Origin of the sequence: Citrobacter gillenii, assembly GCF_013337685.1 — a bacterium.
Classification (GTDB): domain Bacteria; phylum Pseudomonadota; class Gammaproteobacteria; order Enterobacterales; family Enterobacteriaceae; genus Citrobacter; species Citrobacter gillenii.
In genome coordinates this window covers 26,084-48,700 of record NZ_SUQN01000012.1, presented here as the reverse complement: position 1 = coordinate 48,700, position 22,617 = coordinate 26,084, and the positions used below count along the sequence as shown (strand labels likewise).

At 54.3% G+C, this 22,617-nt stretch carries 21 protein-coding genes and 4 tRNA genes; 16 read left to right on the top strand and 9 right to left on the bottom strand.

Annotation, left to right across the window (positions count from 1 at the left end; all coding sequences use genetic code 11):
• Positions 1-30: 30 nt before the first annotated feature.
• The 4 genes from FCH32_RS22000 to FCH32_RS21985 all read left to right on the top strand — a co-directional run bounded on the left by FCH32_RS22000 (position 31) and on the right by FCH32_RS21985 (position 463).
• Positions 31-107: transfer RNA gene (locus FCH32_RS22000), tRNA-Arg, on the top strand.
• Positions 108-163: 56 nt separating this feature from the next.
• Positions 164-239, top strand: a tRNA-His gene (locus tag FCH32_RS21995).
• Between the two features lie 20 nt (positions 240-259).
• A tRNA-Leu gene (locus FCH32_RS21990) sits at positions 260-345 on the top strand.
• 41 nt (positions 346-386) lie between these two features.
• Positions 387-463 (top strand) — tRNA-Pro (locus FCH32_RS21985).
• A 634-nt stretch (positions 464-1,097) separates the two neighbouring features.
• Here FCH32_RS21985 and hemY read toward each other — a convergent pair.
• The 4 genes from hemY to hemC are packed head-to-tail and all read right to left on the bottom strand — an operon-like array spanning position 1,098 to position 5,217.
• A complete protein-coding gene (hemY, locus tag FCH32_RS21980) occupies positions 1,098-2,297 on the bottom strand; it encodes a protoheme IX biogenesis protein HemY (RefSeq protein WP_174361541.1) in 1,200 nt (399 codons plus the stop codon).
• A 2-nt stretch (positions 2,298-2,299) separates the two neighbouring features.
• A complete protein-coding gene (gene hemX, locus FCH32_RS21975; protein ID WP_115259848.1) occupies positions 2,300-3,517 on the bottom strand; it encodes a uroporphyrinogen-III C-methyltransferase in 1,218 nt (405 codons plus the stop codon).
• Positions 3,518-3,538: 21 nt separating this feature from the next.
• A complete protein-coding gene (gene hemD, locus FCH32_RS21970; protein ID WP_096758933.1) occupies positions 3,539-4,279 on the bottom strand; it encodes a uroporphyrinogen-III synthase in 741 nt (246 codons plus the stop codon).
• Complete coding sequence (gene hemC, locus FCH32_RS21965; protein ID WP_135912796.1) at positions 4,276-5,217, bottom strand: hydroxymethylbilane synthase; 942 nt, start codon at positions 5,215-5,217, stop codon at positions 4,276-4,278. Before hemC ends, hemD begins: the two co-directional genes overlap by 4 nt.
• Positions 5,218-5,611: 394 nt before the next feature.
• Between hemC and cyaA the strand changes: the two genes are divergently transcribed.
• Entirely contained in the window at positions 5,612-8,158 is a 2,547-nt protein-coding gene (gene cyaA / locus FCH32_RS21960; protein ID WP_174361535.1) for a class I adenylate cyclase, read from the top strand.
• Positions 8,159-8,253: 95 nt separating this feature from the next.
• Here the strand turns inward: cyaA and cyaY are convergent, their stop codons facing one another.
• The gene (gene cyaY, locus FCH32_RS21955; RefSeq protein ID WP_174361534.1) at positions 8,254-8,574 is read right to left on the bottom strand and encodes an iron donor protein CyaY; all 321 of its coding nucleotides are present in this window, start codon (positions 8,572-8,574) and stop codon (positions 8,254-8,256) included.
• Positions 8,575-8,713: 139 nt separating this feature from the next.
• Here cyaY and lptM point away from each other — a divergent pair, with 139 nt between their 5' ends.
• The 8 genes from lptM to corA all read left to right on the top strand — a co-directional run bounded on the left by lptM (position 8,714) and on the right by corA (position 15,733).
• Positions 8,714-8,917, top strand: a complete 204-nt coding sequence (gene lptM / locus FCH32_RS21950; RefSeq protein ID WP_115259844.1) for an LPS translocon maturation chaperone LptM — start codon at positions 8,714-8,716, stop codon at positions 8,915-8,917.
• A 36-nt stretch (positions 8,918-8,953) separates the two neighbouring features.
• Positions 8,954-9,778, top strand: coding sequence for a diaminopimelate epimerase (gene dapF / locus FCH32_RS21945; RefSeq protein ID WP_003017933.1), 825 nt, complete (start codon positions 8,954-8,956; stop codon positions 9,776-9,778).
• Positions 9,775-10,482 carry a DUF484 domain-containing protein gene (locus FCH32_RS21940; protein WP_115259843.1) on the top strand — a complete coding sequence of 236 codons (708 nt, stop codon included), beginning with the start codon at positions 9,775-9,777 and terminating at the stop codon, positions 10,480-10,482. Before dapF ends, FCH32_RS21940 begins: the two co-directional genes overlap by 4 nt.
• Entirely contained in the window at positions 10,479-11,381 is a 903-nt protein-coding gene (gene xerC / locus FCH32_RS21935) for a tyrosine recombinase XerC (RefSeq protein WP_115259842.1), read from the top strand. The genes FCH32_RS21940 and xerC overlap by 4 nt, the downstream gene beginning before the upstream one ends.
• Positions 11,381-12,097: a 5-amino-6-(5-phospho-D-ribitylamino)uracil phosphatase YigB gene (gene yigB, locus FCH32_RS21930; RefSeq protein ID WP_174361533.1), complete on the top strand. Its 717-nt coding sequence runs from the start codon at positions 11,381-11,383 to the stop codon at positions 12,095-12,097. The genes xerC and yigB overlap by 1 nt, the downstream gene beginning before the upstream one ends.
• A 64-nt stretch (positions 12,098-12,161) precedes the next feature.
• Positions 12,162-14,324: a DNA helicase II gene (gene uvrD, locus FCH32_RS21925; RefSeq protein ID WP_096758924.1), complete on the top strand. Its 2,163-nt coding sequence runs from the start codon at positions 12,162-12,164 to the stop codon at positions 14,322-14,324.
• Between the two features lie 247 nt (positions 14,325-14,571).
• Positions 14,572-14,628: a YsgD/CorL family protein gene (ysgD, locus tag FCH32_RS23150; RefSeq protein WP_212723238.1), complete on the top strand. Its 57-nt coding sequence runs from the start codon at positions 14,572-14,574 to the stop codon at positions 14,626-14,628.
• Between the two features lie 154 nt (positions 14,629-14,782).
• Positions 14,783-15,733, top strand: a complete 951-nt coding sequence (gene corA, locus FCH32_RS21920) for a magnesium/cobalt transporter CorA (protein ID WP_096758923.1) — start codon at positions 14,783-14,785, stop codon at positions 15,731-15,733.
• Between the two features lie 117 nt (positions 15,734-15,850).
• Here corA and rarD read toward each other — a convergent pair whose 3' ends face one another.
• Positions 15,851-16,747, bottom strand: coding sequence for an EamA family transporter RarD (rarD, locus tag FCH32_RS21915; RefSeq protein WP_096758922.1), 897 nt, complete (start codon positions 16,745-16,747; stop codon positions 15,851-15,853).
• 51 nt (positions 16,748-16,798) lie between these two features.
• Complete coding sequence (gene yigI / locus FCH32_RS21910) at positions 16,799-17,266, bottom strand: acyl-CoA thioesterase YigI (protein WP_005133301.1); 468 nt, start codon at positions 17,264-17,266, stop codon at positions 16,799-16,801.
• A 165-nt stretch (positions 17,267-17,431) separates the two neighbouring features.
• Here yigI and pldA point away from each other — a divergent pair, with 165 nt between their 5' ends.
• The 3 genes from pldA (at position 17,432) to rhtC (ending at position 20,903) form a co-directional block, all read left to right on the top strand.
• Positions 17,432-18,301: a phospholipase A gene (pldA, locus tag FCH32_RS21905; RefSeq protein ID WP_096758921.1), complete on the top strand. Its 870-nt coding sequence runs from the start codon at positions 17,432-17,434 to the stop codon at positions 18,299-18,301.
• 88 nt (positions 18,302-18,389) lie between these two features.
• Positions 18,390-20,219, top strand: coding sequence for an ATP-dependent DNA helicase RecQ (recQ, locus tag FCH32_RS21900; protein WP_115259840.1), 1,830 nt, complete (start codon positions 18,390-18,392; stop codon positions 20,217-20,219).
• A 63-nt stretch (positions 20,220-20,282) separates the two neighbouring features.
• Positions 20,283-20,903 (top strand): threonine export protein RhtC, encoded by a 621-nt coding sequence (gene rhtC / locus FCH32_RS21895; RefSeq protein ID WP_096758919.1) that lies wholly within the window; start codon positions 20,283-20,285, stop codon positions 20,901-20,903.
• 38 nt (positions 20,904-20,941) lie between these two features.
• Here rhtC and FCH32_RS21890 read toward each other — a convergent pair whose 3' ends face one another.
• Together FCH32_RS21890 and rhtB are read right to left on the bottom strand one after the other, a co-directional pair.
• A complete protein-coding gene (locus FCH32_RS21890) occupies positions 20,942-21,826 on the bottom strand; it encodes an Rpn family recombination-promoting nuclease/putative transposase (protein ID WP_174361532.1) in 885 nt (294 codons plus the stop codon).
• Between the two features lie 163 nt (positions 21,827-21,989).
• A complete protein-coding gene (gene rhtB / locus FCH32_RS21885; RefSeq protein WP_096758918.1) occupies positions 21,990-22,610 on the bottom strand; it encodes a homoserine/homoserine lactone efflux protein in 621 nt (206 codons plus the stop codon).
• Positions 22,611-22,617 lie beyond the last annotated feature (7 nt).

Sequence of the window (22,617 nt, the reverse complement as noted above, 5' to 3'; positions counted from 1 at the left end):
CCGTAATATCCAGCCCCGCAACGGCGCTAAGCGCCCGTAGCTCAGCTGGATAGAGCGCTGCCCTCCGGAGGCAGAGGTCTCAGGTTCGAATCCTGTCGGGCGCACCATTTAGTAGGGTGCCAGAGCTGCGGTGGTTTTAATACCGCGTAAAAGATTTGCAGTGGTGGCTATAGCTCAGTTGGTAGAGCCCTGGATTGTGATTCCAGTTGTCGTGGGTTCGAATCCCATTAGCCACCCCATTAATTTAAAGTTGTGAAATGCGAAGGTGGCGGAATTGGTAGACGCGCTAGCTTCAGGTGTTAGTGTCCTTAGGATGTGGGGGTTCGAGTCCCCCCCCTCGCACCACGACTTAAAGAATTGAACTAAAAATTCAAAAAGCAGTAAAACGGCGAGTAGCGCAGCTTGGTAGCGCAACTGGTTTGGGACCAGTGGGTCGGAGGTTCGAATCCTCTCTCGCCGACCAATTTTGAACCCCGCTTCGGCGGGGTTTTTTGTTTTCTGATTTTCTCTTCTTTCAGGCACTTACACAAAGAAAGACCTGTGTGATATCGTTGCCATGTCCCGAATTACCTGATGTCTTAAAAAGTCCGAATAACTAGTTTTTGCAGTGCAATCATGGCATGCCTTGTGCAATAATATGCGTGTAGATGCTCATTCCATCTCTTATGTTCGCCATCTGGCCTCATAAACTCAGGAATGACGCAGAGCCGTTTCCGGTGCTTATCGTCCACTGACAGATGTCGCGTTAGCCTCATCAAACACCATGGACATAACGTTGAGTGAAGCACCCATTTATGTTGTCATACAGACCTGTTTAACGCCTGCTCCAAAAGAGCGGGCGTTTTTTTATGCATATACACGTCATCCTTCAAGCTGCCTCTTTGTTGACTACGCCTGGGTTATTCGGCCCATCCCTGGGCCTCACCCCTACGGGGCCGCCGCAAACAGCGTTCAAATCTGTTCCTGACAGATTTGTCTCCCCAGTCACTTACTTATGTAAGCTCTTGGGGATTCCCAGACTTGCCACCTTGATGCATCTTGAATGATTTTGTGTATACGATTGCCCGGTAAGCGAAGTGCCACCGGGCAAGAGGGAATCACTGCGAAGGAGTGTTGTTCTGTAGCGTCAGCATCAGGCCATCACGACGCATCGTGGCGGCTTCTTCCGGTTGATGCAGTCTGTCCAGCGCGTCGGCCAGCCAGGCGTAGTCGTAGGCATCCGGACGCTGTTTAAGGGCCGCACGGAAGGCGATCGTTGCCTCCTGCCATTCACCGTGCTTCATCAACGACTGACCAAGCGTACTCCACAGAAGCGGGCGATCGCCCACGGCTTTAATCTGCTGGCGCAGCACTTTTTCTATCTGCTCAGGGTTGTTGGTTTTCAGACGCGGGATAGGCAGTACCAGGCGGTCGTCATACTGGCGTTTCAGACCCTCAATGATGATTTGCTGTGCCGTATCATGATCGTCGCACTCAATCAGATGCTCAGCCATAGCGACCTGCAGGGCAACCTGATGACGGGTTTTACGGTTCTGGTTTTTCCACCATGCGCGTAGACCCTCACTACCCTGATCGGCGCGAACCTGATCCATCAGGCCCACCCAGGCTTGTTGTTCCAGCATGGCACGGTGTTCTTCATCACCCACGCGTGCTTTGGCCATAGAAGGAATGATATCCAGTAAGGAACTCCATGCACCGGTGCGAATGTAAGCCTGCTCAGCCAGACGCAGAACTTCCGGGTGACGCGGCGTCACTTCCAGCAGCTTGTCGACGCTGTGGCGCGCGGCGTGGTCCTCATTGCGGGCCAACTGTAGGCGAACACGGGTGATGTCCACCGGGATTGTATCGTTCCCGGCCAGTTCAGCTGCACGTTCAAGGTGCTGATTAGCGCGAGCTTCATCACCACGCTGCTGAGCCGCTTCTGCTGCCAGAAGATAATTGACTACCGGCTGTTCCGCGTGATCGGCATTTTTCGACATCAGTTTTTCAACCTGCTGATAGTCGCCTTCTGCCAGCTTGAGCAGAGCCTGCTCGGTCTGCTTACGTGCACGGCGGCGCTTGCGACCCACAAACCAGCCGCGCGTATGCGCACCGGTGCGGAAAATACGGCGCAGCAGCCATTCAATCGCAAACAGAATGACCATGGCGACGATCAGGATGATCACCAGACCCGTCACGCTGGTTTCAATGTTGTAGTTGTCTGTTTGGATCAGCACGTATCCCTGATGACCGGCGATCATTGGGCCGACGACGATCCCGGCGATCAGCAGCACAAAGAGCAATAATACTTTTAGCATCATTATTCTCCCTGCGGCGCGGTTGCCGGCGTGTCAGCCTGAGGTGCAGGTGCAGGTGCAGGTGCAGGTGCAGGTGCAGGTGCAGGTGCAGTTTCAGCCTCGGCTGGAGAGGTTGTTGGCTGTGCCAGTAAATTACGCACGCGGGTTTGCATGAGCTTCTCGAGAATGGTCTGGCTCTGCAACGTGTCTGGCACGTTCATACTGATGCTTTGCTGGCTCAGCTGATCCACTTCATCAAGAAACGCTTTGGTGGTTGCATCGTCGGTGTCGTAATAGGCGCGTACCCAGGTGGAGACATTCTCCAGCGCCTGGCGATAGGTTTCTTCCTGATGACGTGGCACGGCTTGTGCGGCCACTAACAGGCGAGAACGGATATTTTCGCGCAGGTAAACGTCCTGATTTGGTGCCAATAGCGGAACGGCAGTTTCATCGCGACGGCGAATGGTAATAAAGCTGTCCATAAAGTTCTGCCAGCTTTTTTGCAGATTGACGCGCCATTCGCTAATAGAGCTGGAAAGCTCACTGCTGTCGGAATCCATCGGTGAATCGTCGGTGTTGTTGTCCGCCAGGCGTAGGTTATCAATCTGGTTAGAGAGCTGATTTACCTTGAGGATAATGCCGTCGTAGTCGACCTGTGAAACCGCAGACAGGCTGGCGATATCATCGGTGATGGCGCGACGGGCGGTAATCAAACTGGGATCGTTCATGTCTGCCAGGCTGGCATCGGCGCTTTTCAGCAGCGCTGCCGCAGACGTAACGTCCTGATCGCTCCATAATTTACGTCCGGCCAGTTTCACCAGGAAATCAGCCTGTGCCAGCAGCCAGGTTTTTGCATCACTGCCGGAGATGGTGGCGACCTTCTGCTGGACTTCATCAAGCTGTTTGACCAGCGCGGCCTGCTGTCGACTGGCTTCATCCAGCTGTGTGGCCTGCTGTTTAATAATGCCTTCCAGCTCGCTCTTCTGACTTTCCTGCGCTTTTTGTAGCGCGATGAGCTGAGTCGCCAGCGCATCGCTGGTTGCTGTTTGCGTTGTTGCCTGCTGTTTCGCCCAGCCATACAGACCCACGCCCGCCGCCAGTGCAATCGCAATTGCCACTGCGCTCAGGATCAGTGCGGTGTTGTTGTGGTTCTTTTTTTCTGCTTTGACTGGCTGTGGCGTTGTTTCCACGGCCTCCCTGGTCTCTTCAACCACGGCGGAGGATTTTTCTTGTTCCGTCATTATGGCATCCCATTATGAGAGTTATTGTAATGCGCGCAGTAGCGCATCGTTGTCGGCGTTATCAGCGACCTTAATATCTTGCCAGCCCAGTTCCCGGGCGAGGTGCGCCAGACGCTCACTGACGACCAGCAGCCGACAGCGTAGTAACCAGTGCTCACGATACCACTGCGGAATAAGAGACCAGAGCTGTTGCAGCATCTCTCCGCTGGTGACAACCACCGTCGTCACACCGCGTGAATGCCAGCGCATCGCCTCTTCTGCACCATCGTAATGTTTTGCACTGCGTTGATAACATTCACAAAAATCAACATCTGCACCACGAGCTGTTAAGGTTTCGCCTATCAGCTCACGACCGCCGTTGCCGCGTAAAATAAGCGCGCGTTTTCCCGCAATATTTTGTAATTCAGGTAATTGTAGCAAGACTTCGCTGATTTCCCGATCCAGCGGATAGTGAATATTGCATCCGCTCACGGTATGCAATGCCAGCGCTGTTGTGCGACCGATAGCAAAATAGCGCGGGAGAGTGGGCCAGTTTGCCCCCTGCTGCGAAAGCTCTGCGTCGGCAAAGGTGACGGCATGCTGCGAGAGAGCAAAGACCAGATCGTTTTCCGTGAGCGCCGACAGCCGGGAGGCTAGCGTTGCCAGTTCCCGACCGGGCGAAAACTCGATAAGCGGAAAACTCCAGGCCACCTGCCCCAGTGTGCGCAGACGGCTCACTAACTCTTCCCCTGCGGGAGACGGGCGGGTGACCAGAATACTCATGCCGGTGCTTCTCCGTTATAAACGTCAGCCAGAATGGTGCGCGCACCGTTCTCTAACAGTTCTTCCGCCAGGGAAATGCCCATTTGTTCGGCATCCTGCGGTGCACCACGACGCTCTCCACACACCATCTGCGACCCGTCAGGTGCACCGACCAGCGCACGTAGCCAAATCTCACCGTTGATGAGTTCTGCATAGCTGCCAATAGGCACCTGACAGCCCCCTTCCAGGCGGGTGTTCATGGCGCGTTCCGCTTTGACGCGCAGGGCGGTTTCTTCATGGTTGAGCGGGGCCAGCAGCGCCTGGGTACGTAGATCGTCAAGTCGACATTCTATGCCCACAGCACCTTGCCCGACAGCTGGCAGAGAGACCTCTGGCGGCAGCGCGGTCCGGACGCGTGACTCAAGCCCTAAACGCTTTAGCCCGGCGACGGCAAGAATAATGGCGTCATAGTCGCCGTTATCCAGTTTGCTCAGGCGTGTGCCCACGTTGCCACGCAATGAGCGGATAACAAGATCCGGGCGCTGCTTCGCCAATTGGCACTGGCGACGTAGGCTCGACGTCCCAACGATGCTGCCTTCCGGGAGGTCATCCAGTGAGTTAAATTTATTTGAGACAAACGCATCGCGTGGATCTTCGCGTTCACAGATAGTAACCAGCCCAAGTCCTTCAGGGAACTCGACCGGCACATCCTTCATGGAATGCACGGCGATATCGGCGCGTTTTTCTAACAGCGCGACTTCCAGCTCTTTGACAAATAAACCTTTCCCCCCGACTTTCGCCAGCGGGGTATCCAGGATCACGTCGCCACGGGTCACCATAGGGACCAGTTCAACGACCAGACCGGGGTGATTTGCCATTAAAGCGTCTTTGACATAATGTGCCTGCCAGAGCGCAAGGGGGCTTTGGCGTGTGGCAATTCTCAAAACATTGTCTAACATGCTTGTTACCGTCATTATCAATCATTAACCATCCTAACATCCTTATCAAAGGGATGTCAGCGTTACGCTCAAACGTAGTGAGACGAAAAGGCGCTGCATCATCACTGGCAGTGATTAATGACGAGATACCTCCCGACCGTATGAAGGAATTTACACGCAACGAACGGTGCTACACTTGTATGTAGCGCATCTTTCTTTACGGTCAATGAGCAAGGTGTTAAATTGATCACGTTTTAGACCATTTTTTCGGCTGTACTCCCTAAAAAAAGTGCGGAGAAAAAAAGGTAACGGTTATTTTTGACATACGGTTTATCCGAATTGCTGAAGAGTGTTGGTAAGCGCATGCGCTGCAGCAGTCGACACCATGACGGATAGCAAAATCAGGCGATACGTCTTGTACCTCTATATTGAGACTCTGAAACAGAGACTGGATGCCATAAATCAACTGCGTGTCGATCGCGCGCTTGCTGCCATGGGCCCTGCTTTCCAGCAGGTATACAGTCTGCTGCCGACATTATTGCACTACCACCATCCGCTGATGCCGGGTTACCTCGATGGTAACGTTCCCAAAGGCATATGTTTTTACACGCCTGATGAAACCCAACGTCACTACCTGAATGAGCTGGAGCTGTACCGCGGCATGTCGCCGCAGGACCCCCCGAAGGGTGAACTGCCGATTACCGGCGTTTACTCGATGGGCAGCACCTCTTCAGTCGGGCAAAGCTGTTCCTCTGACCTGGATATCTGGGTCTGCCATCAATCCTGGCTGGATAGCGAAGAGCGCCAGTTGCTGCAGCGTAAATGCAGCCTGCTGGAAAGCTGGGCCGCCTCGCTGGGCGTGGAAGTCAGTTTCTTCCTGATTGATGAAAACCGTTTCCGTCACAATGAAAGCGGCAGTCTGGGTGGTGAAGACTGTGGCTCAACGCAGCACATCCTGTTGCTTGATGAATTTTATCGCACCGCCGTGCGCCTCGCGGGCAAACGTATTCTATGGAATATGGTGCCGGGCGACGAAGAAGAGCATTACGACGATTACGTTATGACGCTCTACGCACAGGGGGTGTTAACGCCAAACGAATGGCTGGATCTGGGTGGGCTCAGCTCGCTTTCCGCCGAAGAGTACTTTGGCGCCAGCCTTTGGCAGTTGTACAAGAGTATCGACTCCCCGTACAAAGCGGTGCTGAAAACGCTGCTGTTGGAAGCGTATTCCTGGGAATACCCCAATCCACGCCTGTTGGCGAAAGACATTAAACAGCGCCTGCACGACGGCGAGATCGTCTCTTTTGGTCTCGATCCGTACTGCATGATGCTGGAGCGCGTGACCGAGTACCTCACGGCAATCGAAGATCCGACGCGCCTCGATTTAGTTCGTCGATGTTTCTACTTAAAAGTGTGCGAGAAACTGAGCCGCGAGCGCGCCTGTGTGGGCTGGCGTCGTGAAGTGCTAAGTCAGTTAGTGAAAGAGTGGGGCTGGGACGACGCCCGTCTGACCATGCTGGATAACCGCGCCAACTGGAAGATTGACCAGGTTCGTGAAGCGCACAACGAACTGCTCGATGCAATGATGCAGAGTTACCGTAACCTGATCCGCTTTGCACGTCGTAACAACCTCAGCGTCAGCGCCAGCCCGCAGGACATTGGCGTGCTGACCCGTAAGCTGTACGCTGCGTTTGAGGCCCTGCCGGGCAAAGTGACGCTGGTGAACCCGCAGATCTCACCGGACCTCTCGGAACCGTATCTGACCTTTATCCATGTGCCGCCGGGTCGTGCTAACCGTTCAGGTTGGTATCTCTACAACCGTGCGCCCAACATGGATTCGATCATCAGCCATCAGCCGCTGGAATATAACCGCTACCTGAACAAACTGGTGGCGTGGGCGTGGTTTAACGGTCTGCTGACATCACGTACGCATTTGTTTATTAAGGGCAACGGCATTGTCGATCTGCCGAAGCTGCAGGAGATGGTCGCTGACGTATCGCACCACTTCCCGCTGCGCTTGCCGGCACCTACGCCGAAAGCGCTATACAGCCCGTGTGAGATTCGCCATCTGGCGATTATCGTCAACCTTGAATACGACCCGACGGCGGCATTCCGCAATCAGGTGGTGCATTTTGATTTCCGTAAGCTGGACGTCTTCAGCTTTGGCGAAGAACAAAATTGCCTGGTCGGTAGCGTAGACCTGCTGTACCGCAACTCGTGGAACGAAGTACGTACGCTGCACTTCAACGGCGAGCAGGCGATGATTGAAGCGTTAAAAACGATTCTCGGCAAAATGCATCAAGATGCGGCACCGCCGGACAGCGTCGAGGTCTTCTGTTATAGCCAGCATTTACGTGGTCTGATCCGTACACGCGTCCAGCAACTGGTGTCCGAGTGCATTGAGCTGCGCCTTTCCAGTACACGCCATGAAACCGGTCGCTTCAAAGCGCTGCGCGTTGCCGGGCAGACGTGGGGACTGTTCTTTGAGCGTTTGAATGTGTCGGTACAGAAACTGGAAAACGCCATTGAGTTCTACGGCGCAATCTCACACAACAAGCTGCACGGTCTTTCCGTTCAGGTTGAGACCAATCACGTGAAATTGCCGTCTGTAGTGGATGGTTTTGCCAGTGAAGGGATCATCCAGTTCTTTTTCGAAGAAACGGGTGATGAACAGGGCTTTAATATCTACATTCTGGACGAGAGTAATCGGGTCGAGGTGTATCACCATTGCGAAGGCAGCAAAGAAGAGCTGGTTCGCGATGTTAGCCGCTTCTACTCCTCGTCGCACGATCGCTTTACCTACGGCTCCAGCTTCATTAACTTTAATCTGCCGCAGTTCTATCAGATTGTGAAAACCGATGGTCGCGCGCAGGTTATCCCGTTCCGTACCCAGCCGATTAACCCGATCCCGCCGGCTAATCAGGATAATGACACGCCGATGTTGCAGCAGTATTTTTCGTGATTATTGTGCCGGATGGCGGTGTAAACACCTTATCCGGCCTACAATTGACGCGAAACGGGTAGGCCGGATAAGCAAAGCGCATCCGGCACAAGACCTCAACGGAAGCTCACGGCTTCTCCCGCCTGTTGCGTTGCAGCCTGCTCCAGCAGATCCCAGAAGCGTTCACCGCTACGGTCGCAAATCCATTCGTCACCTTTCAAGTTAAAATGGTAGCCACCCTGTTTGGTCGCCAGCCACACCTGATGCAGCGGCTCCTGACGGTTAATAATAATCTTGCTGCCGTTTTCAAAGCTGATGGTCAGCACGCCGCCGTTGATCTCACAGTCGATATCGCTGTCGCCGTCCCAGTCGTCCAGACGCTCTTCAATGGTTATCCACAGGGTGTCGGCAAGGCGGTGAAATTCACTGTCGTTCATTGGTGTTTTTCCGTTTTTTCATGATGGCGAGAGTATAACCTGAAAGAATTCACGTTGCAGTTTTAGCCAAACTCTTGCTTTTACGTCTTCTCCTGCGATGATAGAAAACAGAAAGTATGAACTTTACGGGCAATCCATAATGAAAAACGTGTTTCAGGCACTCGCTGTACTTCTTACTCTGTTCAGCCTGACGGGCTGTGGTCTGAAAGGTCCACTCTATTTCCCGCCAGCAGATAAAACCGCGCCGCCACCGACGAAGCCAGTTGAAACGCAATCGCAGTCCACAGTGCCCGATCGAAACGATCGAGCAACGGGAGATGGGCCTTCCCAGGTAAACTACTAAAGCGAAGTCTCTGTACCCGCGTGAACGGAGTGAACGATGCAATTCTCTAAAATGCATGGCCTTGGCAACGATTTTATGGTCGTCGACGCGGTAACGCAGAATGTCTTTTTTTCACCTGAGCTGATCCGCCGCCTGGCCGACAGGCATCTTGGTGTGGGATTTGATCAGCTGCTGGTGGTTGAGCCTCCGTATGATCCGGAGCTGGATTTCCATTACCGTATCTTTAATGCTGACGGTAGCGAAGTGTCGCAGTGCGGTAACGGTGCCCGTTGTTTTGCGCGTTTTGTACGCCTGAAAGGGCTGACCAATAAACGTGATATCCGCGTCAGTACGGCGAATGGCCGCATGGTATTAACTGTGACGGACGATGAGCTGGTGCGGGTCAATATGGGCGAGCCCAATTTTGAACCCTCGCAGGTGCCTTTTCGCGCCAATAAAGCAGAGAAGACCTATATTATGCGGGCGGCCGAGCAGACAGTATTGTGCGGCGTGGTATCAATGGGGAATCCACACTGTGTCATTCAGGTTGATGATGTGGATACGGCCACGGTGGAAACGCTGGGACCGGTTCTGGAAAGCCACGAACGCTTTCCTGAGCGCGCCAATATTGGATTTATGCAAGTGGTGAAACGCGAGCACATCCGGCTGCGCGTCTATGAACGTGGGGCGGGTGAAACGCAGGCCTGTGGCAGCGGAGCGTGCGCTGCTGTCGCTGTTGGTATTCAGCAGGGCCTGCTGGCAGAAGAAGTGCGCGTGGAACTACCGGGCGGTCGCCTTGATATCGCCTGGAAAGGCCCGGGTCATCCGTTGTATATGACTGGCCCGGCGGCACATGTCTACGACGGATTTATTCATCTATGAAGCAACCAGGGGAAGAACTACAGGAAACGCTCATGGAACTTGACGATCGGGCGGTCGTCGAATATCTACAACGTCACCCTGAGTTTTTTATCCGTAATGCGCAAGCGGTTGAAGCGATGCGCGTCCCGCACCCGGTGCGGGGTACGATCTCTTTAGTTGAATGGCATATGGCTCGAGCGCGTAATCACATCAACGTGCTTGAAGAGAACATGACGCTATTGATGGAACAGGCTAACGCCAACGAAAGTCTGTTTTATCGCCTGTTAAATCTGCAAGGACGGCTGGCGGCGGCCAGCAGCCTCGACGATATGCTGATGCGATTTCATCGCTGGGCACGTGAGCTGGGGCTGGCTGGCGCGACGGTTCGTCTGTTCCCGGATCGCTGGCGGCTTGGTGCCCCTTCAAAGTTTACCCATCTGGCATTAAGTCGTCAGGCCTTCGAGCCGCTGCGTATTCAGCGTCTCGGGCAGTCACAGCACTATCTGGGTCCGCTCAATGGCCCGGAACTGCTGGTGATGATGCCGGAGGCGAAAGCGATTGGTTCGGTAGCCATGTCGATGCTGGGGCAAGATGGTTCCCTTGGCGTCATGCTGTTCAGCAGCCGTGATGTTAATCATTACCAGCAAGGGCAAGGCACGCAGCTATTGCAGGAAATCTCGCTGATGTTGCCGGAACTGCTGGAGCGCTGGATTGAACGCGTATGACCGACTCACCTCTTTCTCAGGACGTTGCACGCTTCTTACGCTATCTGGGCGTGGAGCGTCAGCTTAGTCCCATCACGTTACTCAATTATCGGCGTCAGCTGGATGCCATCATCGCGATAGCCGAAGAAACCGGCCTGCAAAGCTGGCAACAATGTGATGCAGCAAGGGTGCGCAGTGTTGCTGTGCGCAGTCGCCGCAACGGTCTGGGACCGGCGAGCCTGGCATTGCGCCTCTCCGCCTTACGCAGTTTCTTCGACTGGCTGGTGAATCAGGGTGAGCTGAAAGCCAACCCGGCAAAAGGTATTTCTGCGCCGAAGGCACCGCGGCATCTGCCGAAAAATATTGATGTGGATGACGTTAACCGACTGCTGGATATCGATCTCAACGATCCCCTCGCCGTGCGCGACCGGGCTATGCTGGAGGTGATGTACGGCGCGGGACTGCGTTTGTCGGAACTGGTTGGCCTGGATATTAAACATCTCGATCTCGACACCGGCGAAGTGTGGGTGATGGGTAAAGGCAGCAAAGAGCGCCGCCTGCCAATTGGCCGCAATGCGGTGGCTTGGATTGAACACTGGCTGGATCTGCGCGGGCTTTTCGGCAGTGACGAAGACGCGCTTTTTCTGTCAAAACTGGGCAAACGTATCTCCGCGCGTAACGTGCAGAAACGTTTTGCCGAATGGGGTATCAAGCAGGGGCTGAATAGCCATGTGCATCCCCATAAACTGCGCCACTCGTTTGCGACGCATATGCTGGAGTCGAGCGGCGACCTGCGCGGGGTACAAGAGCTGTTGGGACACGCCAACCTCTCTACCACGCAAATCTATACCCATCTTGATTTTCAACACCTGGCTTCAGTGTACGATGCGGCGCATCCGCGCGCCAAACGGGGGAAATAATGCGTTTTTACCGGCCTTTGGGGCGTATTTCTGCGCTCACCTTTGACCTTGATGACACCCTTTACGATAACCGTCCCGTTATCACGCGCACCGAGCAGGAAGCGCTCGCGTTTGTGCAAAATTATCACCCGGCGCTGAGCTCCTTACAAAATACCGACCTGCAGCGCCTGCGCCAGGCTGTGCGCGACGCCGAGCCGGATATTTACCATGACGTCACCCAATGGCGTCATCGTGCCGTAGAGCGCGCTATGCTGGAGGCTGGCCTGTCGGCGGCAGAGGCGAAAATGGGGGCGAACGCGGCGATGATGAACTTCGCCAAATGGCGCAGCCGCATCGACGTCCCGCAATCTACGCATGACACGTTGAAGGTACTGGCCCGCAAGTGGCCGCTGGTGGCGATCACCAACGGTAACGCGCAGCCGGAGCTGTTTGGTCTGGGCGAATATTTTGAGTTTGTGCTGCGTGCCGGCCCCGATGGGCGATCAAAACCGTTCAGCGACATGTATTTGCTGGCGGCGGAAAAACTGAATATGTCCATGGGTGAGATCCTGCACGTCGGTGACGACCTGACGACAGATGTCGCCGGGGCCATCCGCTGTGGCATGCAGGCCTGCTGGATCAAGCCGGAAAATGCCGACCTGATGCAAATCGCTGACAGCCGTTTACTGCCGCATATCGAAATTTCACAGTTGGCATCTCTGACCTCGCTGATATAATCATCAACAACTCTGTATAAATTCCCAGGGGTCCGGCTGGGCCCTGTTGATTCCGGCGGTGCCAATGGACGTTTCTTACCTGCTCGATAGCCTCAATGACGAACAGCGCCAGGCTGTGGCCGCGCCACGCAGCAACATGCTGGTTCTGGCAGGCGCGGGGAGTGGTAAAACGCGCGTGCTGGTACACCGCATCGCCTGGTTACTGACGGTTGAAAACAACTCGCCATACTCGATTATGGCGGTGACCTTTACCAACAAAGCGGCGGCAGAAATGCGCCACCGTATTGGTCAGATCATGGGAACCAGCCAGGGCGGTATGTGGGTCGGTACCTTCCACGGTCTGGCACACCGCCTGCTGCGTGCGCACCATATGGATGCCAACCTGCCGCAGGATTTCCAGATCCTCGACAGCGAAGACCAGCTGCGCCTGCTGAAGCGTCTGATCAAAGCGATGAACCTCGATGAGAAGCAGTGGCCAGCGCGCCAAGCTATGTGGTTTATCAACAGCCAGAAAGACGAAGGGCTGCGCCCGCACCATTTGCAGAGCTACGGCAATCCGGTCGAGCAAACCTGGCAGAAGGTTTACCAGGCCTACCAGGAAGCGTGCGATCGCGCCGGGCTGGTGGATTTCGCCGAGCTGCTGCTGCGCGCGCATGAACTGTGGCTCAACAAACCGCACATTCTGCAGCACTACCGCGAACGTTTTACCAACATCCTGGTGGACGAATTCCAGGATACGAACAATATCCAGTACGCCTGGATCCGCCTGCTGGCGGGTGACACCGGCAAGGTGATGATCGTCGGCGATGATGATCAGTCAATCTACGGTTGGCGCGGGGCGCAGGTGGAAAACATCCAGCGCTTCCTCAACGACTTCCCCGGTGCTGAAACTATTCGTCTGGAGCAGAACTACCGCTCGACCAACAATATCCTTAGCGCGGCTAACGCCCTGATTGAGAACAATAACGGGCGTTTGGGTAAAAAGCTGTGGACCGAGGGCGTCGACGGTGAGCCGATCTCACTCTATTGCGCGTTCAACGAACTCGATGAAGCGCGTTTTGTGGTTAACCGCATCAAAGCCTGGCAGGACAATGGCGGTCAGTTGACACAGTGCGCCATTCTTTATCGCAGCAACGCCCAGTCGCGCGTGCTGGAAGAAGCGCTGTTGCAGGCCAGCATGCCGTACCGTATTTACGGTGGAATGCGCTTCTTCGAGCGTCAGGAAATCAAAGACGCGCTCTCTTACCTGCGTCTGATAGCTAATCGTAACGACGACGCCGCGTTCGAGCGTGTGGTGAATACCCCCACGCGCGGTATCGGCGATCGTACGCTGGACGTGGTGCGGCAGACCTCGCGCGACCGCCAGCTGACAATGTGGCAGGCGTGTCGTGAACTGCTGCAGGAAAAAGCCCTGGCCGGGCGTGCCGCCAGCGCACTACAGCGCTTTATGGAACTTATCGACGCACTGGCGCAGGAAACCGCCGATATGCCGCTGCACGTGCAGACCGACCGGGTAATAAAAGACTCCGGCCTGCGCATGATGTACGAGCAGGAAAAAGGTGAGAAGGGCCAGACGCGTATCGAAAACTTAGAGGAACTGGTGACGGCAACGCGCCAGTTCAGCTACAACGAAGAAGACGAAGACTTGATGCCGCTACAGGCGTTCCTCTCCCACGCGGCGCTGGAAGCGGGCGAAGGGCAGGCGGATACCTGGCAGGATGCGGTCCAGCTAATGACCTTGCACTCAGCCAAAGGTCTGGAGTTCCCGCAGGTGTTTATTGTCGGAATGGAAGAGGGCATGTTCCCCAGCCAGATGTCACTCGATGAAGGTGGGCGCCTCGAAGAGGAACGCCGACTGGCCTATGTGGGCGTTACCCGTGCGATGCAGAAACTGACGTTGACCTACGCCGAAACGCGTCGCCTGTACGGCAAAGAGGTTTACCACCGTCCATCCCGGTTTATTGGTGAATTACCAGAGACCTGCGTGGAAGAGGTTCGCCTGCGCGCCACGGTCAGCCGTCCGGTAAGTCATCAACGGATGGGTACGCCGATGGCGGAGAACGACACTGGCTATAAGCTCGGTCAGCGTGTGCGTCACGCCAAATTTGGCGAGGGCACCATCGTCAACCTGGAAGGTAGCGGTGAACACAGTCGTTTGCAGGTCGCGTTCCAGGGGCAGGGGATCAAATGGCTGGTTGCTGCCTACGCCAGACTAGAAACCGTTTGATCGCCTGATGGCGCTACGCTTATCAGGCCTGCATGTCGCTTAATATTATGATTTGTAGGCCGGATAAGGCGAAGCCACCATCCGGCAATCTTTCGGTTAATATTCTGAAATCATAGATAAATCCCCCCGTTCTGCTAACCTTGCAGCATGAGGGGAAATTATTACTTTTTCGCCATCTGTTGCGTGTTGACGTCAAAATTTTGCTGGCGTAACATGCGCGCACGATTACGCTAAGAGGACATTCGCCTTGGACACACCCAGTAGATACTGGCTCATTATCCTGTCATCCAGGATCAACTCCTAAGGCTATCCCTTTTTGCTGATAGCCTTCGCGGTTGTCAGCGACCTTCTGTTTTTTCTCGTCGCGCCGAGTCAGGCTGTTTAATGGTCTGAAACCCAATTTGTTTCTGTGTGCCCACCGAACTGTCCGATAATTTTTTGCATTGGGAGTCCCGGTCATGCTGAGCGCATTTCAACTGGAAAACAATCGTTTAATACGTCTTGAGGCGGATGAAATTGATCATCTCGCCAGTTCGGTTTGGGTCGATTTAGTCGAGCCGGATGACGATGAACGAAACCGTGTGCAAAAGGACTTGGGCCAGAACCTGGCTACGCGCCCTGAACTGGAAGACATCGAAGCATCCGCACGTTTTTTTGAAGACGAAGACGGCCTGCACATCCACTCCTTCTTCTTCTATGAAGATGCCGACGATCATGCGGGCAACTCAACCGTGGCATTCACCATTCGCGAAGGTCGTCTGTTTACCCTGCGCGAGCGCGAACTGCCAGCGTTTCGCCTGTACCGTATGCGTGCGCGCAGCCAGTCGATGGTCGACGGCAACGCTTACGAGCTGCTGCTCGATCTGTTCGAAACGAAAATTGAACAGCTGGCGGATGAAATAGAAAATATCTACAGCGATCTGGAAAAACTCAGCCGCGTGATTATGGAAGGGCGTCAGGGCGATGAATATGACGAAGCGCTCTCCACGCTGGCGGAACTGGAAGATATCGGCTGGAAAGTTCGTCTGTGTCTGATGGATACCCAGCGCGCATTAAACTTCCTGGTGCGTAAGGCGCGACTGCCGGGCGGTCAACTGGAGCAGGCGCGCGAGATCCTGCGAGATATCGAATCCCTGCTGCCGCACAATGAATCCCTGTTCCAGAAGGTTAACTTCCTGATGCAGGCGGCGATGGGCTTTATCAACATCGAACAGAACCGCATCATCAAGATCTTCTCGGTGGTTTCCGTCGTGTTCCTGCCGCCGACGCTGGTGGCATCCAGCTACGGCATGAACTTTGAGTTCATGCCGGAACTGCACTGGAGCTTCGGTTACCCCGGAGCGATTGTTTTTATGATGCTCGCGGGCCTGGCGCCGTATTTGTACTTTAAGCGCAAGAACTGGCTGTAGCAGAGAATTATTAACGCTCCCGTAGGCCTGATAAGCGCAGCGCCATCAGGCAGAAAGATGCCGGATGGCGACGTAACCGTCTTATCCGGCCTACAAAATCAGTGCCATCAGGCGCAATCACAGCCCCCTTCGCGTTCTGCGTAGGGTATAAATCGCATCCATCACGAATATCGCCAGCGCGACCCAGATAAAGGCGAACGTCACCATCTTATCTGCGCCCGGTACTTCACCGTAGAATGTTACCGCCAGCAGGAACATCAGCGTCGGCCCGATATACTGGAAAAAGCCCAGCGTGGACAGACGCAGACGGGTCGCTGCACCGGTAAAGCACAGCAGTGGAATGGTGGTCACGACCCCTGCTGCAATCAGCAACAGATTGAGCGACATGGGGTTCTGTCCCATATGGCTGGTTGGGCTGTCGGCAATACCAAACAGATAGATTGCCGCAATCGGTAACAGCCACAAGGTTTCGATCAGCATGCCGGTTTGCGCCTCGACGGCGATCTTCTTACGCACCAGGCCATAAAAAGCAAAGCTGAAGGCCAGTCCCAGCGCAATGATTGGCAGTGATCCAAACGTCCACAACTGTACCAACACGCCGCAGGCGGCGAGCAGTACGGCCAGCCACTGCATGCGGCGAAAGCGCTCACCGAGGAAAATCATGCCCAATACAATATTCACCAGGGGGTTAATAAAGTAGCCGAGGCTGGCTTCCAGCATATGGTGGTTGTTGACCGCCCAAATGAATAGCAGCCAGTTTCCGCCGATGAGCACCGCGGAAAGCGCCAGCAGGAAAACCTTCTTTGGCGTTTGCAGCAGCGTTTTGACCCCTGACCATTGGCGGCTGATGCTCATCAACACCACCATAAAGAAAAATGACCAAATCACACGGTGCGTCAGGATCTCGTCTGCGGGGACGTAGTAAATCAACTTGAAATATGCGGGTGCAATGCCCCAAATAAAATAGGCAGCAAGAGCGAGTAATACGCCCTGCCGCGTTTGCTTAGCATCCATCGGGAAAACTCATTTCAGAAATGTAACAGCAGTTTACCTTGTTTCAGGCGCTTACCCCACCATATACGTTGCGGTGGCGCTGGCGATATAAAGCTGCTCTTCGTTATGCAGCTCCACGCGTGCAACGGCAACTTTATTGCCTGCCCGCAGCAAACTGCTGGTAGCCGTGAAGCGATTCCCCCTGCCTGGGCGCAGATAATCGACGCGGAGATCGATGGTTCCCATGCGCGACATCCGCTGGCGCAGCTCGTCCTCGCTGATGGTTTCATGACGGGTCAGCGTACTGCCCACGCACACCAGTCCGGCTGCTACGTCCAATGCTGAGGCAATCACGCCACCATGCAGGATGCTTTGCGCCCAGTTGCCGACCATCATCGGTTGGTTATTAAAGGCCAGTTGGGCAAACTCTTTTTCGTAACGTTCCAGCTCCAGCCCCAGCGCCCGGTTAAACGGCATATGGTAGACAAACATTTCGCCCACTAATTTCAGTGCTTGCTCAGCAGTCAGTACGGCAGACATACAATCCCTAACTCTCGATGGTTAATGAGGTGTTGATATTATGCTTCTTAATTGTTGTTTTCTACTTTGGGACGGGATAACTAACGAAGAGCGCACTAAGTATGTAAAATGCTATCAATAAAATCTTACAATTCATCAATATTTTAGTTCAGGAGAACATGACCGATGCGGGCGATTCTGGGATGGTTACTACCAGCAGTTATGCTGCCGTTGACCGTGTATGCGCAGGAAGCGACGGTGAAAGAGATTCATGATGCACCCGCTGTGCGCGGCAGTATTATTGCCAACATGCTGCAAGAGCATGACAATCCTTTCACGCTTTACCCTTATGACACCAACTACCTCATCTACACCAATACCAGCGACATGAATAAAGAGGCCATCAGCAGCTATAGCTGGTCTGAAAATGCGCGTAAAGATGAGGTGAAGTTTCAGCTGAGCCTGGCGTTTCCGCTGTGGCGCGGGATTTTAGGCCCGAACTCCGTGCTTGGTGGTTCCTATACCCAGAAATCCTGGTGGCAGCTTTCTAATAGCGAAGAATCGGCACCGTTTCGCGAAACTAACTACGAACCACAACTGTTCCTCGGTTTCGCCACCGATTACCGCGTTGCCGGCTGGACGCTACGTGATGTGGAAATGGGATACAACCACGACTCTAACGGTCGTTCCGAACCGACCTCGCGCAGCTGGAACCGCCTGTATACCCGCCTGATGGCAGAAAACGGTAACTGGCTGGTAGAAGTGAAGCCGTGGTACGTCATCGGCAGCACTGACGATAACCCTGATATCACTAAATATATGGGCTACTATCAGCTCAAACTGGGTTACCACCTCGGTGACGCCGTGTTAAGCGCGAAAGGTCAGTACAACTGGAATACCGGCTACGGCGGCGCTGAGTTGGGTGTCAGCTACCCCATCACCAAACATGTTCGTCTTTATACGCAGGTCTACAGTGGTTATGGCGAGTCGCTGATTGACTATAACTTTAATCAGACGCGCGTTGGCGTGGGCGTAATGCTCAACGATATCTTCTGATCGGCATTGAGAGTATTTTAATCATTGCAGTTTCTCTCTCAGGCGCTGAAAATAGCGCCTGTTTTTATTTAAGGTTAACGGGGTTAATGTGGCGCAGGCGGAAGTGTTGAATCTGGAAATGGGCGCTAAACAGGTTTTGCAGGAAACCTTTGGCTACCAACAGTTTCGCCCTGGTCAGGAAGAAATCATCGACACCGTGCTCTCTGGCCGCGACTGCCTGGTCGTTATGCCAACCGGTGGTGGTAAATCCCTTTGTTATCAAATTCCCGCATTATTGCTGAACGGCCTCACCGTTGTTGTCTCGCCGCTGATTTCCCTGATGAAAGACCAGGTCGATCAGCTGCTGGCAAACGGTGTAGCGGCGGCGTGTCTGAACTCCACCCAGAGCCGTGAACAGCAGCAAGAGGTGATGGCAGGCTGCCGTAGCGGGCAAATCCGCCTGCTGTACATTGCGCCCGAGCGCCTGATGCTGGATAACTTCCTTGATAATCTGGCGCACTGGAACCCGGTACTGCTGGCGGTAGATGAAGCGCACTGTATTTCCCAGTGGGGGCATGATTTCCGCCCGGAATATGCCGCGCTGGGTCAGCTGCGTCAGCGTTTCCCTGCGCTGCCGTTTGTGGCGCTCACGGCCACCGCCGATGACACCACCCGGCTGGATATTGTGCGTCTGCTCGGGCTTAACGATCCCCTCATTCAGATCAGCAGCTTTGACCGTCCCAATATCCGCTACATGCTAATGGAGAAGTTTAAGCCGCTCGATCAACTGATGCGCTACGTGCAGGAACAACGCGGAAAGTCCGGCATTATTTACTGTAACAGCCGCGCGAAGGTTGAAGACACCGCGGCGCGTCTGCAAAGCCGTGGGATCAGCGCTGGGGCCTATCATGCCGGGTTGGACAACAACGTGCGCGCCGACGTGCAGGAGAAATTCCAGCGCGACGACCTGCAAATCGTTGTCGCGACCGTGGCGTTTGGCATGGGAATTAACAAACCCAACGTGCGCTTCGTGGTGCATTTTGATATCCCGCGTAATATCGAGTCCTACTATCAGGAAACTGGGCGTGCCGGGCGTGATGGCCTGCCCGCAGAAGCGATGCTGTTTTACGATCCGGCCGATATGGCGTGGCTCCGCCGTTGTCTCGAAGAGAAACCCGCCGGACAGCTGCTGGATATCGAGCGTCACAAGCTCAATGCGATGGGGGCCTTTGCCGAGGCGCAAACCTGCCGTCGTCTGGTGCTGCTGAACTATTTTGGCGAAGGGCGTCAGGAGCCGTGCGGCAACTGCGATATTTGTCTCGATCCGCCAAAACAGTACGACGGCTTAATGGATGCGCGTAAAGCGCTGTCGACGATCTACCGCGTTAACCAACGTTTTGGTATGGGCTATGTCGTCGAGGTTCTGCGCGGGGCGAATAACCAGCGCATTCGTGAGATGGCGCATGACAAGCTGCCGGTCTACGGTATTGGTCGTGAACAGAGCCACGAACATTGGGTGAGCGTCATTCGCCAGCTGATTCACCTCGGACTGGTGACGCAGAATATTGCCCACCACTCCGCGTTGCAGTTAACCGAAGCTGCGCGCCCGGTACTGCGCGGCGTTGTGCCGCTACAGCTTGCCGTGCCGCGTATTGTGGCGCTTAAACCACGCGCAATGCAGAAATCCTTTGGCGGTAACTACGATCGTAAGCTGTTTGCCAAACTGCGTAAGCTGCGTAAAGCCATTGCCGATGAAGAGAATATCCCGCCGTATGTGGTCTTTAACGACGCCACGCTGATTGAAATGGCCGAGCAAATGCCGGTGTCACCGAGCGAAATGCTGAGCGTCAACGGCGTGGGAATGCGTAAACTTGAGCGTTTTGGCAAAGAGTTTATGGCACTTATCCGCGCACATGTTGATGGTGACGACGAAGAGTAGTCAGCCAGGCAAAAAAGTGCCAGGATGGTGACTCTCTGAACTATTTCCCCGCGAGTCATTTTTATGTTAACGCTATTTTTTACTGTTGCGTTGGTACACATCGTAGCGCTGATGAGTCCTGGCCCCGATTTTTTCTTTGTTTCGCAAACGGCCGTTAGCCGCTCGCGCAAAGAGGCGATGATGGGTGTGCTGGGTATTACCTGCGGCGTCATGGTCTGGGCGGGCGTGGCACTGCTCGGTCTGCATCTGATCATCGAAAAAATGGCCTGGCTGCACACTATTATTATGGTCGGCGGTGGTCTGTATCTGTGCTGGATGGGGTATCAGATGCTGCGCGGCGCGTTTAAAAAACAGGACGTTGCGGCACCCGCGCCGCAGGTTGAGCTGGCGCAGAGCGGTCGCAGTTTTTTAAAAGGTCTGCTGACCAACCTGGCGAATCCCAAAGCCATTATCTATTTTGGCTCCGTCTTTTCGCTGTTTGTCGGCGACAACGTCGGTACCGCTGCCCGTTGGGGTATTTTCGCGCTGATTATCGTCGAGACGCTGGCGTGGTTTACCGTGGTCGCCAGCCTGTTTGCGCTGCCGAAAATGCGTCGTGGCTATCAGCGTCTGGCGAAGTGGATTGACGGCTTTGCCGGCGCGTTATTCGCGGGCTTCGGCATTCATCTGATTATTTCGCGTTAACGTTGTTACCCGCCTGGGGGGCCCAGGCGGAATACGGTTTATTGCGCAAGCTTTTGTAATTCGTCCTTCGAAAGGCCGGTCATTTCCATAATTGCGTTGGTATCAAGACCCCGCTTGAGCATCGCTTTTGCGACATCTGTCAGAGCAATGCGCTTGCCCTCTTCGCGGCCTATTTGCTTTAGTTGATCCGCCATTGTCATCAATTTATCTCCATGCTGCGGCACACGTTGTGCCAGCTTATACAATAATGTCTGAACATCTTGTGTATTCCCTGCTTGCACCATGTAGTTTACCAGTACGGTTACTTGTTGTCCGCTCATCTTCTCCAGCGTAAACAGGCGGGTAAGTTTATCCAGCAACTGCGCCATGTCGCGCTGGCGAATATGTTTTTGTACTAACGTCAGTGCCGCCATACTGCGATGTTGCATGATCTCATCATCTGGAATAACCGTCACATCCACCAACGGAAACGGTGTGCTGTAAAGCTGACCGGCGGTAGCCGGATCCTCAAAGTGATCCAGCCAGCTCATTGAACCCTGCCAGGGGCTTTGCTTCCCATGGTAAAAAAGCACAGGAATGACCAGCGGCAGGCGGTCGTGTCCTGCTTCAAGGTGACGCTGCATGGCAGCGATAGCATAGCGCATCAGTCTAAACGACATATGTTTGTCTGGTGAGCTTTGGTGCTCAATGAGCACATGTACATAGCCGCAGCCGCTGGTCGTTTCGAGTGAATAAAGTACGTCACTGAAATAGGGACGTAGATCGTCCTCCACAAAGCTGCCTGATTCCAGATGTAGCGTTTCCAGTTTGCAGATTTTGAGTAACGAGGGCGGAAGATGGAGTTCGATAAAGTCCCGGGCGGTTTCTACACGGGAGAGGAAGGTCTTAAATACTGCGTCATGAGGTGTGGTTGCTTCCGCCATTGTTCATCATCCCTGAGTGGTGAATATGGCGGCATTCTGGCATTAGCACTCAACACCTGACAGCACAGAATAAAAGATGTTTCTCCCTTTGTAGCGAGTTTCGAGAAGTCATATAGCGATGTTCAGATCGTTCGCATTTCATTGCGAGCACGATTCCAGTTATCTAGGCATGCCGTGCTGACGCCAGCAGGGCACCTATCAGCATAAACAGCGAACCAAACACTTTGTTCAGCGCCTTCATTTGCTTTGGCCCTTTAATCCAGCCTGCAATGCGGGTGGCCAGCGTCGCATAACCGATCATCACAATAATATCGACCACGATGGTGGTCACGCCCAGCACCACGTACTGCATCAACTGCGGCTCCTGCGGCATGATGAACTGCGGGAACAGGGCGGCGAGAAATACAATGCTCTTTGGGTTGGTCAGGTTGACGAAGACGGCGCGCTTGAACAGGCGACTGCGTGATTGCGTATTGGCGATGGTGTTCAGGTCGATGGCTCCCGCCGCGCGCCATTGCTGAATGCCCAACCAGATAAGATAGGCTGCCCCCGCCCACTTTAGTACCTCAAAGGCGATCACTGACCGTGAGAATAGCGTTCCTAGCCCAACACCGACCAGCACGATATGAATGCCAAGCCCGGTCTGCAAACCGGCAATCGACGCCGCTGCTCCCCGATAACCATGGCTGATGGCGGTTGTCATGGTGTTGATCGCCCCTGAACCTGGCGACAAGCTCAAAACAATGGACGTCAGCAGGTAGGCGAACCACCATTCAAAGGTCATGAGAAAC

What these genes read in the sequence shown, in the direction of transcription:
- hemY (WP_174361541.1), bottom strand. Translation starts at nt 2,297, where the DNA reads ATGCTAAAAGTATTATTGCTCTTTGTGCTGCTGATCGCCGGGATCGTC.
- hemX (WP_115259848.1), bottom strand. Translation starts at nt 3,517, where the DNA reads ATGACGGAACAAGAAAAATCCTCCGCCGTGGTTGAAGAGACCAGGGAG.
- hemD (WP_096758933.1), bottom strand. Translation starts at nt 4,279, where the DNA reads ATGAGTATTCTGGTCACCCGCCCGTCTCCCGCAGGGGAAGAGTTAGTG.
- hemC (WP_135912796.1), bottom strand. Translation starts at nt 5,217, where the DNA reads ATGTTAGACAATGTTTTGAGAATTGCCACACGCCAAAGCCCCCTTGCG.
- cyaY (WP_174361534.1), bottom strand. Translation starts at nt 8,574, where the DNA reads ATGAACGACAGTGAATTTCACCGCCTTGCCGACACCCTGTGGATAACC.
- lptM (WP_115259844.1), top strand. Translation starts at nt 8,714, where the DNA reads ATGAAAAACGTGTTTCAGGCACTCGCTGTACTTCTTACTCTGTTCAGC.
- dapF (WP_003017933.1), top strand. Translation starts at nt 8,954, where the DNA reads ATGCAATTCTCTAAAATGCATGGCCTTGGCAACGATTTTATGGTCGTC.
- FCH32_RS21940 (WP_115259843.1), top strand. Translation starts at nt 9,775, where the DNA reads ATGAAGCAACCAGGGGAAGAACTACAGGAAACGCTCATGGAACTTGAC.
- xerC (WP_115259842.1), top strand. Translation starts at nt 10,479, where the DNA reads ATGACCGACTCACCTCTTTCTCAGGACGTTGCACGCTTCTTACGCTAT.
- yigB (WP_174361533.1), top strand. Translation starts at nt 11,381, where the DNA reads ATGCGTTTTTACCGGCCTTTGGGGCGTATTTCTGCGCTCACCTTTGAC.
- uvrD (WP_096758924.1), top strand. Translation starts at nt 12,162, where the DNA reads ATGGACGTTTCTTACCTGCTCGATAGCCTCAATGACGAACAGCGCCAG.
- corA (WP_096758923.1), top strand. Translation starts at nt 14,783, where the DNA reads ATGCTGAGCGCATTTCAACTGGAAAACAATCGTTTAATACGTCTTGAG.
- rarD (WP_096758922.1), bottom strand. Translation starts at nt 16,747, where the DNA reads ATGGATGCTAAGCAAACGCGGCAGGGCGTATTACTCGCTCTTGCTGCC.
- yigI (WP_005133301.1), bottom strand. Translation starts at nt 17,266, where the DNA reads ATGTCTGCCGTACTGACTGCTGAGCAAGCACTGAAATTAGTGGGCGAA.
- pldA (WP_096758921.1), top strand. Translation starts at nt 17,432, where the DNA reads ATGCGGGCGATTCTGGGATGGTTACTACCAGCAGTTATGCTGCCGTTG.
- rhtC (WP_096758919.1), top strand. Translation starts at nt 20,283, where the DNA reads ATGTTAACGCTATTTTTTACTGTTGCGTTGGTACACATCGTAGCGCTG.
- FCH32_RS21890 (WP_174361532.1), bottom strand. Translation starts at nt 21,826, where the DNA reads ATGGCGGAAGCAACCACACCTCATGACGCAGTATTTAAGACCTTCCTC.
- rhtB (WP_096758918.1), bottom strand. Translation starts at nt 22,610, where the DNA reads ATGACCTTTGAATGGTGGTTCGCCTACCTGCTGACGTCCATTGTTTTG.